Source organism: Pseudomonas sp. RT4P38 (genome assembly GCF_054897765.1).
The window spans coordinates 163,995-180,374 of sequence record NZ_CM142703.1; the positions used below are offsets into that span (position 1 = coordinate 163,995).

The following is a 16,380-nucleotide window of genomic DNA, read 5'->3' on the forward strand; positions in this document are numbered from 1 at the left end:
GTTACCCGATGCGCGCTTTACTCGTGCTGTTCAGCTTGATGCTGTCGATGTCGCTGTCTGCTGCGGAAAAGCTTCAGGTAGTCACCAGTTTCAGTATCCTCGCCGACATGACCCATCAAGTCGGCGGCGACCATATCCAGATCATCAACATGGTCGGCCCGGACGCCGATGCTCACACCTACGAGCCGACGCCTGACGACGCCAAGGCGTTGCTCAAAGCCAAGTTGATCATCAAAAACGGCTTGGGTTTCGAGCCATGGCTGGACCGTCTGGTGACGAGCACCGAGACCAAAGCGCCTGTGATCAGCGCGAGTCACGGCGTCATCCCGCGCTCCCTGGATGAGGACGGCGAGAGGGTTCCCGACCCACACGCCTGGCACAACCTGGCGAACACTGAGTTGTACATCAGCAATATCACCAAGGCACTGATCGCCGCCGACCCAACCCACAAAGCCGACTACGAACACAACAGTCAGGCCTACCTGAAACAGATCTACGCGCTACTTGCTGAAGCCAAGGAAAAACTCAGCTCGCTACCACCGGGTAATCGCAAAATCGTAACGTCCCATGACGCCTTCGGTTATCTCGGTCAGGCTTACGGCATCGACTTCATGGCCCCTCAAGGCCTGTCCACTGAACTCGAACCGTCCGCCGCCGAAGTCGCTGCTCTGATCACCCAGATACGCCAGGCCAAGGTCAAAGCGGTGTTCATGGAAAACATCAAGGATGCACGCCTGCTCAAGCAGATTGCCGATGAAAGCGGCGCGCACATCGGTGGCACGTTGTACTCCGATGCGCTCGCGGCGACCGGGCCGGCCAGCACCTTTGTCGGGTTGTTCGAGTACAACCTCAACACCCTGTACAACGCGTTGAGCCAGCCATGATCCGCAAGAACCCTTCGGGTGATTTGCCAGTGATAGCGGAGTCCGCCTACGTCGATAAAACCGCAATCATCTGCGGCAAAGTGGTGATCGGCGAAAACGTCTTCGTCGGCCCCTACGCGGTGATTCGGGCCGACGAGGTGGATGCCTCGGGCGAGATGGAGCCGATCACCATCGGCGCCAACTCGAACATCCAGGATGGCGTGGTGATCCATTCCAAGTCCGGCGCGGCCGTGACCATCGGCGAATTCAGTTCTATCGCCCACCGCTCGATCGTTCATGGTCCGTGCAAGGTTGGCGACCGAGTGTTTATCGGTTTCAACAGCGTGCTGTTCAACTGCGCAGTCGGTGACGGCTGCGTGGTGCGGCACAACTCGGTGGTCGATGGTCGCGACTTACCCGAAGACTTCTATGTGCCCTCCACCACCCGCATCGGCCCGAAGACAGATCTGTCGCAGTTCCCACCGGTGAGCATCAGCGCCTCGGAGTTTTCCGAGGATGTGGCGCGTACCAACGTCGACCTGGTGCGCGGCTACAAAGCCCTGCAGAACGAGTTCTGACCATGAGCAGCGTGCTGATTCGCAATGCCCGGCTGGTGAATGAAGGTCGCGAGTTTGACGGTGATCTGTTGGTGAGCAACGGTCGAATCGTGAAGATCGCCAGCAGCCTCCACGGTGAAAATGCCGACGTGGAAATCGATGCACAAGGGCAATGGCTGCTGCCCGGCATGATCGACGACCAAGTGCACTTCCGCGACCCAGGCTCGCCGGACAAGGGCAGCCTCTACACCGAATCCCGGGCTGCGGTCGCCGGCGGCATCACCAGCTTCATGGACATGCCCAACACCCATCCTGCGACCCTGACCCTCAGCGCACTGGCTGACAAAAAGCGGAAAGCGGCGATCAACTCGGTCGCCAATTACGCTTTTCATTTCGGCGTGAGCAACGACAATCTCGACACCGTCGCCAGGCTCAATCCCTGTGAAGTCGCTGGCGTCAAAGTGTTCATGGGCGCTTCGACCGGCAACATGCTGGTCGATGACCCAAGGATTCTCGAGCGGCTATTTGCCGAAGTGCCGACCATTTTGTTGGCCCACTGCGAACACACGCCCAGCATCGACGCCAACGCCGCGAACCTGCATGAATTGTTCGGCGAACACATTCCTGCTGCGGCCCACCCGCTGATCCGCAACGCCGAGGCCTGCTTTCGCTCCTCCTCAATGGCCGTGGACCTGGCCAGGCGTCACGGCACCCGACTGCACGTTCTGCACCTGACCACCGCCCGCGAACTGGCGTTGTTCGAAGACAAGCCGCTCGCCCAGAAACGCATCACCGCCGAAGTCTGCCTGCATCACCTGCTGTTCGATGATCGGGATTACCCGAGCCTCGGCAACCTGATCAAGTGCAACCCGGCGATCAAAACGCAGGCCGACCGCGATGCCCTGCGCGTAGCATTGCTGAGCAATCGACTCGACGTGATCGGCAGTGATCACGCGCCACACACCTGGGCCGAAAAACAGCGGCTATACAGCCAAGCGCCTGCCGGCTTACCGTTGGTGCAACATGCCCTGCCCGCGCTGCTGGAATTGGTCGCGGATGAAGTTCTGCCGATCACCACGCTCGTGGCCAAGACCAGTCATCGCGTCGCCGATCTGTTCGCCATTCCCGACCGCGGTTATCTGCGCGAAGGCTATTGGGCCGACCTCGTTCTGATCAAACCCGAACCCGGTGGTGTCGCCGTTTCCCAGCAGCCGATCCTGTCTCAATGCGGCTGGACACCTTTTGCCCGACAGCGTTTTCGCCACAGCGTCAGTACCACGATCGTGTCGGGACAAATTGCCTGGCACTACAAACGTCTTAATGACAACTGTCAGGGTTTACCGCTACGGTTTATGCGCTAGCACTCGAGAGCACCGACATGATTCACATCACCCTGAGCGATGGTTCATTGCGTGAATACGACCAGCCACTGTCGGTGTACGAACTCGCCGCGAGTATCGGACCCGGGCTGGCAAAAGCGGCGGTGGCCGGCCGAGTGGACGGCATCCTGGTGGACTGTGAGTTCATGATCGAGGCCGATGCCCGGGTCAGCATCGTCACGCCTCAAGAGCCCGATGGGCTGGAGATCCTGCGACGCTCCTGTGCACTGATGCTGGCCATGGCCCTCAAGCAACTCCATCCACAGGTGCAACTGCACGCAGGAATGGCGCTGGGCGACGGGTTCTTTCATGAGTTTTCTGCCGAGCGATCCTTAACGCAGACAGACCTGCCATTGATCGAAGCACGCATGCAGGCTCTGGCGGCGACCAATCACTCGATTCGCCGTCAAGGGAAGACGCAGCTGTACCGCCTGGGAAGCTTCGAGTCTACGACCGTTGGCCCGCATGTCCCCGCGACCAGAGTGCTGCAAGCGTTCACCCTCGACCACATCAGCGGGACGTTGCAGCAGCGGATTTATGGCACGTGCTGGCCCTGCCAACAGGACCTGGAAAACTGGCGGACGCCGCCACACGTCATCATCGTCAGCATGGACGAACGCCAGGCGGATTACGCGCAATCGGTGACCGAGGCATTGCGCCGACGTGGCGTGCGCGCGCGCGCGGATCTGCGTCACGAGAAAGTCCGTCAAAAAATTCGCGAGCACAGTCAGCATGTGCCGTATCTGGTGGTGATCGGGGAGAAAGAAAAGGAAGGCGGGTTTGTCAGCGTGCGGAGTTGCACAGGGGAAGACTTCGGGAGGATGGCGATCGAGGCCATGTGTGAATGGTTGATTCAAGCCCGCCCCCACTCGGTCATGTAGGGCGCGGGCCTGCTGGCGAGCTTTTAAGCTCTCGGCTTGACGGTCCCGCAATCCTGCCCCAACCACACGGCCCGGCTATCGAGGCTGCCCTTCTGCTGAATGCCGGTAGCGTTGAATGTGCCGTTAACCTTGGTGGTGAACTCACGATCACTGAGGAAAGTGGCTACACCGGTGCCCTGCGCTTTCGGACAGCTGAAGCGGAATTTCCACTGATTCCCGGTGCGGTCGGTGATTTCCTGCTTGCAGCCCGACTGTGGATCGGTCAACGGAATATTGTCTGTCTTCACCTGCTCCGGAGTCAGACAAGCCCGAATCCCTTTGCCGCCCATGGTGATGCCCTGCTTTTCGAGCTGCGCGCGTTGTTGAGGGGTCATCTGGCTCTGTATCTGGCCAAGGATCAGCTGCAAATCCGGGAGATTCTGGTCATCGACCTTCATGTTGCTTGTGGTCATTTCCCACAAACCGGGCTGCAACATCTGCGCCTGAGCGGCCACAGGAAGTGACAAACCAACAGCCATGGCCAAACCCAGCAGACGAACGTTCATCGAGTAACTCCTGATCAGTTGTGGCCGTTAGACGTCAGCCAGTGGCTTCGGTTCATGGGCCAATTAAATAGCGACATTCTGCACGGAACATGGTCTGTTAAGCATTGAATCTTCAGGAGCAAGGCTGCCCCCATGGATTACTTTGGACCGCATATTTTCGGCTACATGATTGCACTGCTTCACACGCTGGGCCTGATCGCTGCCATCCACGCCGTGCTCACCGTCCGGACCGCCCAGGGATCGATTGCCTGGGCCCTGTCGTTGCTGTTTATTCCCTACCTCACGCTCATTCCCTACCTGGTCTTCGGCCGCAGTACCTTCGATGGCTACATCAAGGCTCGGCGCCAGGCCAACGAAGAAATGCGCAAGGCTATCTCCGAGCTCAACTGGCGCCCTTGGGTAGAAGAGGCGCTGACCGCTCGCGCCTCAAATGCTTATGCTTCCTTGAGGGCGATGCCGAAACTTGGGCGCATGCCCTGTTTGGCGAACAACGAAGTGCGCTTGCTGATTAACGGCCAGGCCACCTTCGACGCCATTTTTGAAGCCATCAGCAACGCGAGGGAAGCGGTGCTGATTCAGTTTTTCATCATCCACGACGATCGTCTCGGCCAACGCCTGCAAACCTTGCTGCTGAAGAAAGCCGCCGAAGGCGTGGCGGTTTATTTATTGTACGACCGCATCGGCAGCCACTCCCTGCCTCACAGTTACGTGCAGCCGTTGCGCGACGCTGGCGTCGAGGTCAAAGCCTTTGCGTCCCGCAGCGGCTGGCTCAACCGCTTCCAGGTCAACTTCCGCAACCACCGCAAGATTGTGGTGGTTGATGGAGTATTGGGCTTCGTCGGTGGACACAATGTCGGCGACGAATACATGGGCGAGAAACCACCCTTGGCGCCGTGGCGCGATACCCATGTGCAAGTACGCGGGCCGGTGGTGGCCTGCATGCAAGAGTCTTTCGCCGAAGACTGGTTCTGGGCAGCGCGGTCGTTACCCCCGCTGATCCTGCCTGACGTTTATCCGGACGACGGTGTGCTCTGCCAATTGCTGGCGAGCGGCCCGGCAGATTCCTACGAAACCTGTTCGTTGTTCTTCGTCGAAGCCATCCATGCCGCGACCGAACGGGTGTGGATCACCAGCCCTTATTTCATCCCCGACGAAGCCGTGTTCGCGGCGTTAAGGCTGGCGGCTCTGCGTGGCATAGATGTGCGGCTGCTGCTGCCCTCACGACCGGACCACCGGATCGTCTACGCCGCCTCCAGCCTTTACGCCTTCGAAGCCGTGCGCGCCGGCGTGCGGGTGTTCCGCTACGAGCCTGGATTCCTGCATCAGAAAGTGGTGTTGATCGACAGCGAAATCAGCGCCATTGGCAGTGCCAATCTGGACAACCGCTCGTTCCGGCTGAATTTTGAAGTGATGTTGTTGACGGTCGACAGCGCGTTTGCCGCCGAAGTAGAACAGATGCTCAATGATGATTTCGCCCAAGCCCACGAGATCACCAAAGAAGAAAGCCGGGAGACCCACCGCCTGCAACAGGTCGGCATGCGGATCGCCCGGCTTATTTCACCGATACTTTAATTTAAGGGTTATAGATATCGTCGCGAGTCCATGGCAGTTCATGGCTGCCATCGGGGTGGGCTTTCACCGCGAGAATCTGGTGCAGATTGATCCAGCCCTTGGCGAACGCGTAAGCGCATCCCGCCAGGTACAGCCGCCAGATCCGTAAGGCCTGCTCTGGCACCAGCCGGGAAGCAGCTTCCAGATTGTCTTCCAGGCGTTCGCTCCAGTGGTCCAGGGTACGCGCGTAGTGCAGACGCAGACTCTCGACGTCGACGATCTCCAGCCCTGCTTCGCTGATCTCGGCAGAGATCATCGACAGATGCGGCAGCTCGCCATTGGGGAACACATACTTCTCGATAAATTCACCAACACCGCGCCCCACCGGTCGGCCATCGATGTGCTTGGCGGTGATCCCGTGGTTCATCACCAGGCCGCCCTCTTTCACCGCACCGAACAAGGTTTTGCAGTACTCAGCCAGATTAGCGTGGCCAACGTGTTCGAACATGCCGACACTGACCACTTTGTCGAAGCGACCGTCCTGAGGCAGGTCGCGGTAGTCGAGCAGTTGCAGTTCCACCAGATCGTCCAGGCCTTCGGCCGTCACGCGTTCACGGGCAAGTTCCAATTGCTCTTTACTGAGAGTGATCCCGAACACCTTCGCGCCAAACTCCCGAGCCGCATACCGTGCCAGTCCGCCCCAACCGCAACCGACATCCAGCAGGTATTCGCCTGGTTGCAGCCGCAGTTTGCGGCACAGGTGGCGGAATTTGGCTTGTTGGGCTTGCTCCAGCGTTTCGCTGCCGGTCTCGAAATAGGCGCAGGAATACGCCATGTCGCTGTCGAGCCACAGCTGATAAAACGCGTTGGAAAGGTCGTAGTGGTAGGAAATCGCCTTGGCGTCGGTCTCCTTGTCGTGAGCGGTGCGCACTGGCTGACTATCCTGGTCACCGAGCAACGCCTGGCTCCATTCATCACACACGCGAATCACCTCGCTGATGGAACCTTCCAGCTCAAGTTTGCCTTCGACAAACGCCGCTCCGAGCGCGTCCAGGCTTGGATGAGTGAACTGGGTAACCATTTGTGGGTCCTTGACCACAATTGTGACGCTGGGCGTCGGCCCCAGATTGAATTCATGGCCGTCCCAGAGTCGCAGGCGTAGCGGTAACTGCAGATTCTGTAAGGCCGGAGGAAGGTGCGCGAGCATGGAGAGTCCCTCTGTTTCAGACGTCTGATGTGAGGGTAGACCATCCTGGAAAAATAGCTGGCTATCGATTTAATAGCCGTTTCTATGATTCGTAGCGTTCGAGCCAAACGCCGCGAATTCACAGAAGTGATTGCCCTCACCTAGATGACTACGAATTCGGCCTACAGTTCTGAAAATTAGAAATCGCCCGTGATCGCTGTTTAGAGCATTCACCAGGCGTACTCAATCCCCATCCTTCAGTTTGAGCAATGGCTCCTGAAACCGCAGTAGACGCCCGGCGTTACCGAGTACCAGCAATGTGCTGAAGTTGTGCAGCAAGGCAGCAATCATCGCCCCCGCAGCGCCGAGCCACCCGAAGGCGGCGAAGGCTACAATCGCCAGCGTCCAGCCCAGACCGATGATCACGTTAACCTGCAACGTGTGCCGGCATTGGCGACTCAAACGCACACACGTGCCGAGCCGTCGCAGATCGCTGCCGATCAACACGATGTCGGCCGAGGCCAGCGCGATGTCCGCCCCGCCCGCCCCCATCGCCACGCCGACCACACCCGCTTTGAGCGCCAATGAATCGTTTATGCCATCGCCTACCACCATCGGCCGGAAACCACTGCCGATTTCCTTCAGCACGCGATTGAGTTTGTCCTCGGGCAAGGCCTGAGCTTCGACATCGCTGATCCCGACATCGCGCGCCAGCGTGTGCGCAACGCTTTGCCGATCACCCGTGAGCAACAACTGTCTCCCCAACCCCAGCTCACGCAGCTCGCTCAACGCAAATCGAGCCTCGGGTTTGACGCTGTCGGCCAGCAACAGCCAGGCGAGGAATTCACCGTTGAGCGCCAGCCCGGCAATCGGGCCATCGTGCTCGGGGACACTCGAGGTGGCGATACCCAACTGCGCGAACAGCTCAGGGCGACCGAGCGCCGCCTCGCCCTGCTCCGTCATCGCCACCACACCCAACCCCTGACGCTCGTGGATGTCAGAGAGCAGCAGAAAATGCTCCTGAGTGACCAGCCCTGCGAGCGCGCGGCTGACTGGATGACTGCTGGCGGAGCCGAGGCTGGCGGCAAGTTTGAGAACGTGACTGCGATCCTCGAGCGGACTGTCGATGGATTGCAAACGCAAGGTGCCGAAGGTCAGGGTTCCGGTCTTGTCGACCACCAGTGAAGTCAGGTCTGCCAACTCTTCGAGGAATGCGGAGCTGCGAATCAGAATCCCGTGACGAGCGGCCACCGCCACCCCGGCAATCGCCGTGGCCGGCGCGGACAACACCAATGCACAAGGACAGGCCGCCACCAACACCGCGAGCATGGCCTGAGCATCGTTAGTGACGAACCAGGTCACGGCGGCCAGCAGCAACACCAGCACCATGTAGCTGCCGGCGTAGCGTTCCAGCAAACGCGTGATCGGTGGCTTGGAACGCTCAGCACTTTGCATCAGCGCGATGACCTTGCCGAGGGTCGACTCATTGCCGGTGCGGGTCACTTCGATGCGCAGCAGACCGTCGAGGTTAATCGCGCCGCCGAAGACTTGCATACCGACGTCCGCCTCCATCGGCACCGATTCACCGGTAATCGAAGCGGTGTCCAGGCTCGCCTGACCGGACAACACCCGACCATCCGCCGGCACTCGATCACCCGCGCGCACCTCGACGAGGTCGCCGGCCTTGAGTGTGCCGTTATCGACTTCGACGATGGAGCCATCGGCCTGAACCTTGCGCGCGTGGCTGCGAGTCAGTTTGCCGAGGGCACGAATCGCTTCCTGGGAACCGATCACGCTGCGCTCTTCCAGCACGTGGCCGAAGATCATGATGATTGGCAGCAACGCCGCGGTTAGCAGATCACCCGTGGCCCACGCCCCGAGCATGGCCAGGGCAATCAATTGATCAGTGATGCCGTGCAAACTTGGATAACGCAGGCTGTACCAGGCCGAACGCATCACGGGCACGGCCACCAATAACGAAGCAAAGCCCAGCAGCAATTGACTGACGCCCGTCTGCTCCGGCGACAACCAGCGCCAGGTCAGGCCGAGCGCGAGCAGGCCCAAAGCGAGCATGGCCAGGGTCAATTGGCGCGCGGCACTGCGTTGTTCAGCCGAGGACAACATGCTCGATGCGGCGGCGGTTTGGGCAGTCATTGTGCAGCTCCCTGAATGATCAGGCGGGAATCGTCTTTCGGATTGACAGTGGTCACCGAGCCTGCCTGACCGAGAATCTTCGGCATCCGCTCGCGGTAGATGCGCAGCAACATTTGCGGGTCGGTCCCTTGTTGTTGCGCCTTGGCCAGGCTCAATACCGTGGCCGTGTCAGCCGAGGCTTTGGCCAGCCGTTCGCTCGCTTGGGCGTGAGCGACTTGCAGCGTGCGATCGGCTTGTTCGTTGGCGGTCTGAGTCAGTTTCTCGGCTTCAGTGCGAGCATTGGCCACAGTTTTGTCGGCTTGTTGACTGGCGGTCAGAACAGCGTTGAAGGCGTTGACCGCTGGGCCGGGCAGACTCGATTGCACGTCGACTCGCATCACTTCAATACCTAACCCCTGACCGGTCGCGGTCAGGTCAGCCAGGCGCTGATTGATGGCTTGCACCAGATCACCGCGCAACCGTTCGCGGCGTTCAGCAGCCTGACTATCGGCGCCGATCAGCTCCGGTCGAGCGACCAGAATAGTGTCCAGATCTCGTGCGGCAGTGAGGGTCACCGCGCTGCGAGTGACCAATCGATCCAGCGCCGGCAACACATGTTCGCCTTGAAGGACGAAGGCATACGGCTCGGTCACTTTGTAGAAAACACGCACATCCAGTTGCACCACGCCCGCATCACCTGTGAGCAAATAACCGGAGCCGGCGAGTGCATCGCTGATCGGTGTGGCGAAACTCGCTACCCGGTCTGCCTGCAACGCGGCATCTGTGCGCAGCAGATTTTCCACCCGACGCTCAATCACCCGATCCGCCGCGGGCAACAAAATCACCTGCTCAAACGGACGTGGCCAAGCCAATAACAGGCCAGCATTCTGGATGCGATCCAGCGCGCCGAAGTGCAAAACCACCGCGCGATTTTGCGGATCGATCTGCCGTACATTGGAAAATGCCCACACCAAAGCGGCCAGTACCGTCACGGCGTAAAGAGCCAAGAAAGCCAATCGCCCAGCCTGAATCCATGGGCTGCTTAACTCATTTGTTCCACGTGGAACTAATTTCATGGCTGCGACCCGGGCTTGTTATCAAGGGTCGGCGGACCGTCAACCAACACCCGGAACGGCGCAGCGTCGGTGCGCAGAATCAGTTTTGTGCCGGGCGTGACGATCGTGCCCAACGTGTCGAGGGAGCGCAGCAAGTTGTAGAGCTGCGGCGAACCGGCGTAGGCGCGGCCGTAAATTTGCGCGGCTTCGACGCGCGATTGAGCTTCGATATCGGCAGCTTTCACCGTCGCATCGGCTTGTACGATTCGTGCATCACGCTCGGCGGCAGAACGGATTTGCGCCGCTTCGCGCTTACCGATGGCCGTGCGTTCGGTGGCGATTGTTTCACGCTCGGCGCGCATGCGATCGACCGTAGCGGTGAGGGTTACCGACGGCAGGGTCAGGCGCTCGATGCCGACTTGCAGCACCCGCACGCCATAAGTCGTGAGCAACTGCTGATCGATTTGCTGACGCAACTGCGCTTCAAAATCAGCGATGTGTACTTTGCTGGCGTCGGTGTTCACCAGGTTAGCCAAGTCAAAACTGCTGGCCGTGGTTTCCAGAGCAGAGCCAACAAACGTGCGAATCTGCCGCGCTGCTTCGTCCGGCTGATTCTGCACGGCACGCATGAAGCGCTGCACGTTGTCCGGATCACCCTGAACCTGCCAGGCCACATAAGCCTGAACGATGATGCGCAAACCGTCCCGCGTACCCACATCCTGTAAACCACTCGAGGTCGTGCGCAGTCGCAGATCGACAGGAATCGCCGCTTCAAAAGGAGCAGGCCAGCGCCAGCCAAGACCTGGTTCCAGCAATACCCGCGACGGATTACCGAAACGGGTGATCACCGTCGCCTCCCCCGAACGCACTTGCACCAGGCTCGCTGCCGCAATGGCGAACGCCACCAGCAACGCTGCCCAGCCCATTCGCCGCCACGGGAACGGGCCAGCTTCTTGGGGATCACCGTGGTGGTGATGGCCGTGGTGATGCCCGCCATGGCCGTGATCGTGGCCAGTGTGGTCATCGTGATCGTGAGTGTGCGACTGGCTCAATTGGCAGCTCCTGGCTGAGCGGTTTTACGCGGCGGCGCAGGGTCAGCCGGCAGCGTGAATGTACGGAGGTCGATGGTCGGCGCGTTACTGCTGCTGCCGAGACGATGATCGAGCACCAGCAACCTGGCATTGGCCAAGCCCTGGGACAGTTGGCCTAAGTACTGCTCCAGCACGAACGCCTGGCCAGCGCTGGCATAGGCCTTTTGCTCGGCGGCGAATCTCAGATCTGCCGCTTGGGCGGTGGCGTTGATTTCACGAGCGCTGGCCGTCGCTTGATCGCGTGCGATGCTGGCCTGCAATTGCGCTTGGTTGGTGGCTTCCGCCGCCGCCCCACGCTCGCGGAAAATCAATGCTTGGGCGCCAATCTGCGCAGCCTGAACGCCGTGATAGGCATTGGCGGCACCGGCCGGTGGATGAATCGCCTCGACCACGGTGGCGAGAATTTCCACGCCGCTGTCGAGTTTCTGCAAGTCAGCCTGCACCGCCCGGCCAATCTCTTCGGCGAGCCCTACCCTGTCCTCGCCAAGTAACCCGTCGAGGGTTCGCGAAGCGAAGTCATGAACCAGAATCCGGCTGGCCGTGCTGCGGATCAGCGTCGGGACGTCGGCGTTGTTGTAGGTCGCGGCCAACGCCGCTTGATCGCTCAGGCCGATGCGATAGACGAAGCGCACGTCCATGTTGACGACCTGAAAGCTTTGTTTGTCGGCTCGGCTGCTGGCAATGACCTGGGATTTGTCGTTCACATGGCTAGCGTCCCACAAGCGATTGGCAATGGCGGGCGCCGGGCCTTCGGCGGGTTCGGCCACGACCGGCGCCGGTGTTTCGCCAACACTGGTGGCCAACTCGTGGACCACACCGTTCTCGACGCTCAACACTCGGCCCAGAGGCCAGGGCAAACCCGCGTGCAAACCGGGACCGAACACTTCCACCGGTTTACCGAAACGCTCATAGATGCCCCGCCCTTGCAGCGGTATTTCGTGAATGCCGGTCAGCGACCAGCCCACAATCGAGACCACGGCCAGCACCGGCAAAAATGCCCGACGCATGTAGGTGAAGGCCCAAATCTGCCGCAGGTCAATGCCGAAGCGGTTGTGCAATTCATGCTGCAACGCCAGCAAGGGTTGCGGCGGCCAGCGCAGCATGTCGGCGACGAAGCTTCGCGCCAACAAGGCAGGTTCGAGTTGTTCGCGTTGCGGACTGAACAACGACAGCAGGGCGCGCAACAGTAGTTCGGCGGCGACGAGCCCCGGCAGCAGGCCGATCAGTACTGCCAGACGCGCCGGCCATATCGAGGTTTCGCTACCCAACAGCAGGCACAAAGCGCCAAGCACCAGGCAAATGATCGCCACCCGCGTCAGCTGCGCCAACGGCCCCGCTTCGGGCCATTGGGCGATGTTTTCCTGGGCCAGTTGACGTTCCAGCACCAGCAAACCGAAGGCTAGCAACAACGATAGCGCCGCACCAACACTGGCCGACAATCCCAGCGCGGTCGGCGGCAGTGCCAGGTTCCAGACCTGTCCGATGGTGAATAGCGTCAACAGCGACCAGCCGCCAAGCCACAGTGTCGGCGGGCCAATCTGCACAAGAATTCGCAACCATCGCTGACTGATCCGATCGAGCAGACGTTCGTACCAGCCAACCGGGGCGACGACTTCATCTGCAACGAGCACCTGCACCACGGGGTTCATCGCCCGCGCACGCCATTGCGTCACCCACCAGGCCGATTGCAAACCGGCGACCAGCACCAGCAAACCGGCGCTCTGATTGACCAGCAACGCTGGCCAGAGCGACTGCGGCGCAAACAGCTCGACAAAAAACGCCAGCAGCCAACCTGTCGCCGCAAGAGCGCCCAGACCGATTGCGAACTGACGCAATCGGCGCCCTTGAAAAACTGCCTGCTGAAAACGCGGCAGCCCGGCTATTTGCGTCCCATCGACATCGAGATCGACTTGCATACCACCCCAGTGTTTATCGTTGCTCACATCACAGTTCGTTACGATATAACGAAAGCCGTGAAATTTCCGTTCTTAAATGCCCTATCTAAAGGCGCTCAACCTGTCGCTGGGCTGAAGCCTTGACCGAAATGCCGCGGAACGCACATATTACGTTCGTAATTTTACCCAAAGACTACGTTTACCCATCCCGATCCCCTTTCACTCCAGGAGTACAACCATGAGCACCTATGACGTCGTGATTCTGGGCGGAGGCCCCGGCGGTTATAACGCAGCGATCCGCGCCGGTCAGTTGGGCCTGAGAGCGGTTTGCGTAGAAGGACGCGCCACCCTCGGCGGCACGTGCCTGAACGTCGGTTGCATGCCGTCAAAGGCGCTGCTGCACGCCTCCGAACTCTACGACGCCGCCATGGGTGCGGAATTCGCCAACCTGGGGATTGAAGTAAAGCCCACCCTCAACCTCGCGCAGATGATGAAGCAAAAAGATGAAAGCGTTACCGGGCTGACCAAAGGCATCGAGTTTCTGTTTCGCAAAAACAAAGTCCACTGGATCAAGGGCTGGGGCCACATTGACGGGCCCGGCAAAGTGACGGTGACCGACAGCCAGGGCGGCAAGACTGAACTGAATGCCAAGGACGTCATCATCGCCACCGGCTCCGAGCCCACTCCCCTGCCCGGTGTGGACATCGATAACCAACGCATCCTCGATTCCACCGGAGCGCTGTCGCTGACTGAAGTGCCAAAACATCTAGTGGTGATCGGCGCCGGGGTGATCGGTCTGGAGCTGGGTTCGGTGTGGCGGCGTTTGGGCGCTCAGGTGACCGTCGTCGAGTTTCTCGACCGGATCTGCCCCGGTGTGGACACGGAGGCAGGCAAAACCCTGCAACGCGCGCTGAGTAAACAGGGCATTAGCTTCAAATTGAGTTCCAAAGTCACCAGCGCCACGACCTCGGCAACCGGCGTTCAGATCAGCGTCGAGCCCGCGGCGGGCGGCACCGCCGAACTGCTTGAAGCGGATTACGTGCTGGTGTCTATCGGACGCCGGCCTTACACCCAAGGCCTGGGGCTGGAAAACGTAGGTCTCGCCACGGACAAGCGTGGCATGCTCGCCAACAAGGGTCATCGCACTGAAGCGGCTGGCATCTGGGTGATCGGTGACGTCACGTCCGGGCCGATGCTCGCCCACAAGGCCGAAGACGAGGCCATGGTCTGCATCGAGCAGATTGTCGGCAAGGCGGCCGAGGTTAACTACGACCTGATCCCCAACGTGATCTACACCAAACCCGAACTGGCCAGCGTCGGCAAGACCGAAGAGCAGCTCAAGGCCGAAGGTCGCGCCTACAAGGTCGGTAAGTTTCCCTTCACCGCCAACAGCCGGGCAAAGATCAATCACGAAACCGAAGGCTTCGCCAAAGTGCTGGCCGATGAACACACCGACGAGGTTCTCGGCGTGCACCTTGTGGGTCCAAGCGTCAGTGAAATGATTGGCGAATATTGTGTGGCCATGGAATTCAGCGCCTCTGCCGAAGACATAGCCCTGACCTGCCATCCACACCCTACCCGCTCCGAGGCCTTGCGCCAGGCGGCGATGAATGTGGAGGGGATGGCGACGCAGATGTAAGCCTCGAAACACAAATGAAAATGGCACAGCCTTGGTTGTGCCAAACAAAAGATTAGGCGGTGACCGACACGATTTATCCTTTCAAGAAATACAAACATTTTCAGAAACGGCCTACATAAGTAGCTACCTCCTCTGCCTTAAACTCCCCCATTCTGACCACAAGGAGTGAGCGCATGGCGAGTCATAGCTACATGACTATTACCGGTAAAAAGCAGGGTCTGATTTCATCCGGCTGTTCCAGCCAAGACTCTATCGGTAACAAATGCCAGTTTGGGCATGAAGACGAAATCATGGTGTTGGCTTACGCCCATAGCATGTTCACGGGCAGTGACGGCAACACGTCAGGCGGGCGAAGCAAACATATGCCTATCGCCATTACCAAAAACATTGATAAATCTTCGCCACTGCTAGCCAGTGCTCTGGCTGAGGGTGAAGAAGTTGAGTGCAAGATCGATTTTTATCGCACTGCCCCTGCCGGGGGTCAGGATAAATATTATTCAGTGAAAATAACTGGCGGCCGTATTGCAAATGTAACCCTTCAAATCCCCCACGCTATCCATATGTCTGACACGGAGCCGCAAGAGCTGGTGTCCATTCGTTATCGAGATATTAGTTGGACCCACATCCAAGCGGGTACAAGTGCCTATAGCACGTGGGGAAACGAGGATGAGTGAGACGTCATGTGATATCCATGACGTCACCAAAGCCGCTGCGGACCTGGTTGCATTAGGCTGCACAGTAGGCGCTACACATTTTCATGACGGTATTACGCAGCTTCAATTCAATTCGATGGTTTCTTCTTATGCCAACGAAGTTATCAAGGCCGTTGATGAAGGGCTCCTCACTGCGTGGGAGGGAGTTCAATCGATAACAGCAGAATATGCGGAGCTATCTTCCAAGGCGATTTTTTACGCTCAAAATGGCATTGGTGTTGTTGCTGGCGTCATGCAAGTTGAGGTAGGTGTAGCAGTTACCGGGGCTACAGGTGGATGGGGGGCGCCATTTGGTGGGATATTTATCGCGCATGGCGTTAATAATATCTATGAAGGCTTTGGCAATATTTATAACGGTCCTGAAGCACCTGGTGTGCAGGGACCTGTGCGGCGCGTTTATCAAGACGCTTTAGGAGGCGAGTACCAGGGAGATATGCTCTATGGTTCTATGGACTTACTATTGTCTGGTATTGGTATTATTAGACTAGTACGCAAGCCTGACTCAGTGCAGCTATTTAGGCATGACCCGACAAATCATGAAATGGCGTATATACAAACAGGAAAGGTAGCTCTATTTTTCGAGGCTCTTGTTGACTACATCACATTAAATTCAATGCTTTCTAAAGAAAAACACGAATAAACACAAGACGCTACGACGCCATTAAAATCAAATTACGCCACGTAACCTTTTGACTAAAAAACGAAACGCGAAAAAACAGAGAAGAGTATAGGTAACTATATAGGCAACGAGCAAAATCATGCCTTCCATGGGTATGAAGTATTTTACTGTCCGTACAATAAGTGCCGCGTAAAGACCATTGGTCCCAAGCACCAAAAGAAGCAATGTAAAATAGTAACGAATATTTTCAAAATTCATGATTAGAAAGTTTTA

14 protein-coding genes are annotated in these 16,380 nt (G+C 58.6%); 8 read left to right on the forward strand and 6 right to left on the reverse strand.

What is annotated here, in order from left to right; translation table 11 throughout:
* Nucleotides 1–8 precede the first annotated feature (8 nt).
* Genes ACYZT7_RS00735 through ACYZT7_RS00750 form a run of 4 tightly spaced genes read left to right on the forward strand, consistent with a single transcriptional unit; the run spans nt 9 to nt 3,680 of the window.
* Complete coding sequence (locus ACYZT7_RS00735; protein WP_462039567.1) at nt 9–884, forward strand: metal ABC transporter substrate-binding protein; 876 nt, start codon at nt 9–11, stop codon at nt 882–884.
* Entirely contained in the window at nt 881–1,441 is a 561-nt protein-coding gene (locus tag ACYZT7_RS00740) for a gamma carbonic anhydrase family protein (RefSeq protein WP_436273170.1), read from the forward strand. The genes ACYZT7_RS00735 and ACYZT7_RS00740 overlap by 4 nt, the downstream gene beginning before the upstream one ends.
* Before the next feature lie 2 nt (nt 1,442–1,443).
* On the forward strand, nt 1,444–2,781 hold the full coding sequence (locus ACYZT7_RS00745) for a dihydroorotase (protein WP_462039568.1): 1,338 nt from the start codon (nt 1,444–1,446) through the stop codon (nt 2,779–2,781).
* Between the two features lie 17 nt (nt 2,782–2,798).
* Nucleotides 2,799–3,680: a His/Gly/Thr/Pro-type tRNA ligase C-terminal domain-containing protein gene (locus tag ACYZT7_RS00750; RefSeq protein ID WP_462039569.1), complete on the forward strand. Its 882-nt coding sequence runs from the start codon at nt 2,799–2,801 to the stop codon at nt 3,678–3,680.
* A 23-nt stretch (nt 3,681–3,703) separates the two neighbouring features.
* On the opposite strand, the gene ACYZT7_RS00755 is transcribed toward ACYZT7_RS00750, so the two are convergent.
* On the reverse strand, nt 3,704–4,225 hold the full coding sequence (locus ACYZT7_RS00755) for a DUF3617 domain-containing protein (RefSeq protein WP_415758547.1): 522 nt from the start codon (nt 4,223–4,225) through the stop codon (nt 3,704–3,706).
* Between the two features lie 132 nt (nt 4,226–4,357).
* Between ACYZT7_RS00755 and cls the strand changes: the two genes are divergently transcribed.
* The gene (cls, locus tag ACYZT7_RS00760) at nt 4,358–5,797 is read left to right on the forward strand and encodes a cardiolipin synthase (RefSeq protein WP_282382817.1); all 1,440 of its coding nucleotides are present in this window, start codon (nt 4,358–4,360) and stop codon (nt 5,795–5,797) included.
* Nucleotide 5,798: 1 nt separating this feature from the next.
* Here the strand turns inward: cls and cfaB are convergent, their stop codons facing one another.
* From cfaB to hflK (ACYZT7_RS00785), 5 genes are all read right to left on the reverse strand, one after another.
* The gene (cfaB, locus tag ACYZT7_RS00765; protein WP_462039570.1) at nt 5,799–6,983 is read right to left on the reverse strand and encodes a C17 cyclopropane fatty acid synthase CfaB; all 1,185 of its coding nucleotides are present in this window, start codon (nt 6,981–6,983) and stop codon (nt 5,799–5,801) included.
* Between the two features lie 222 nt (nt 6,984–7,205).
* Nucleotides 7,206–9,116 (reverse strand): cation-translocating P-type ATPase, encoded by a 1,911-nt coding sequence (locus ACYZT7_RS00770; protein WP_462039571.1) that lies wholly within the window; start codon nt 9,114–9,116, stop codon nt 7,206–7,208.
* Nucleotides 9,113–10,171, reverse strand: coding sequence for a protease modulator HflK (gene hflK, locus ACYZT7_RS00775; protein WP_462039572.1), 1,059 nt, complete (start codon nt 10,169–10,171; stop codon nt 9,113–9,115). The genes ACYZT7_RS00770 and hflK (ACYZT7_RS00775) overlap by 4 nt, the downstream gene beginning before the upstream one ends.
* Nucleotides 10,168–11,202, reverse strand: coding sequence for a protease modulator HflC (gene hflC / locus ACYZT7_RS00780; protein ID WP_462039573.1), 1,035 nt, complete (start codon nt 11,200–11,202; stop codon nt 10,168–10,170). The genes hflK (ACYZT7_RS00775) and hflC overlap by 4 nt, the downstream gene beginning before the upstream one ends.
* Nucleotides 11,199–13,157: a protease modulator HflK gene (hflK, locus tag ACYZT7_RS00785; protein WP_462041894.1), complete on the reverse strand. Its 1,959-nt coding sequence runs from the start codon at nt 13,155–13,157 to the stop codon at nt 11,199–11,201. The genes hflC and hflK (ACYZT7_RS00785) overlap by 4 nt, the downstream gene beginning before the upstream one ends.
* Nucleotides 13,158–13,374: 217 nt before the next feature.
* On the opposite strand from hflK (ACYZT7_RS00785), the gene lpdA reads away from it, so the two are divergent.
* From lpdA to ACYZT7_RS00800, 3 genes are all read left to right on the forward strand, one after another.
* Complete coding sequence (gene lpdA, locus ACYZT7_RS00790; protein ID WP_462039574.1) at nt 13,375–14,775, forward strand: dihydrolipoyl dehydrogenase; 1,401 nt, start codon at nt 13,375–13,377, stop codon at nt 14,773–14,775.
* A 173-nt stretch (nt 14,776–14,948) separates the two neighbouring features.
* Nucleotides 14,949–15,449 (forward strand): Hcp family type VI secretion system effector, encoded by a 501-nt coding sequence (locus ACYZT7_RS00795; protein WP_462039575.1) that lies wholly within the window; start codon nt 14,949–14,951, stop codon nt 15,447–15,449.
* On the forward strand, nt 15,442–16,128 hold the full coding sequence (locus ACYZT7_RS00800; RefSeq protein ID WP_462039576.1) for a DUF4225 domain-containing protein: 687 nt from the start codon (nt 15,442–15,444) through the stop codon (nt 16,126–16,128). The genes ACYZT7_RS00795 and ACYZT7_RS00800 overlap by 8 nt, the downstream gene beginning before the upstream one ends.
* Nucleotides 16,129–16,380 lie beyond the last annotated feature (252 nt).

Bases quoted from the DNA above. Each gene is read 5' to 3' on its own strand.
- ACYZT7_RS00735 (WP_462039567.1), top strand. From the start codon at position 9: ATGCGCGCTTTACTCGTGCTGTTCAGCTTGATGCTGTCGATGTCGCTG.
- ACYZT7_RS00740 (WP_436273170.1), top strand. From the start codon at position 881: ATGATCCGCAAGAACCCTTCGGGTGATTTGCCAGTGATAGCGGAGTCC.
- ACYZT7_RS00745 (WP_462039568.1), top strand. From the start codon at position 1,444: ATGAGCAGCGTGCTGATTCGCAATGCCCGGCTGGTGAATGAAGGTCGC.
- ACYZT7_RS00750 (WP_462039569.1), top strand. From the start codon at position 2,799: ATGATTCACATCACCCTGAGCGATGGTTCATTGCGTGAATACGACCAG.
- ACYZT7_RS00755 (WP_415758547.1), bottom strand. From the start codon at position 4,225: ATGAACGTTCGTCTGCTGGGTTTGGCCATGGCTGTTGGTTTGTCACTT.
- cls (WP_282382817.1), top strand. From the start codon at position 4,358: ATGGATTACTTTGGACCGCATATTTTCGGCTACATGATTGCACTGCTT.
- cfaB (WP_462039570.1), bottom strand. From the start codon at position 6,983: ATGCTCGCGCACCTTCCTCCGGCCTTACAGAATCTGCAGTTACCGCTA.
- ACYZT7_RS00770 (WP_462039571.1), bottom strand. From the start codon at position 9,116: ATGACTGCCCAAACCGCCGCCGCATCGAGCATGTTGTCCTCGGCTGAA.
- hflK (WP_462039572.1), bottom strand. From the start codon at position 10,171: ATGAAATTAGTTCCACGTGGAACAAATGAGTTAAGCAGCCCATGGATT.
- hflK (WP_462041894.1), bottom strand. From the start codon at position 13,157: ATGCAAGTCGATCTCGATGTCGATGGGACGCAAATAGCCGGGCTGCCG.
- lpdA (WP_462039574.1), top strand. From the start codon at position 13,375: ATGAGCACCTATGACGTCGTGATTCTGGGCGGAGGCCCCGGCGGTTAT.
- ACYZT7_RS00795 (WP_462039575.1), top strand. From the start codon at position 14,949: ATGGCGAGTCATAGCTACATGACTATTACCGGTAAAAAGCAGGGTCTG.
- ACYZT7_RS00800 (WP_462039576.1), top strand. From the start codon at position 15,442: ATGAGTGAGACGTCATGTGATATCCATGACGTCACCAAAGCCGCTGCG.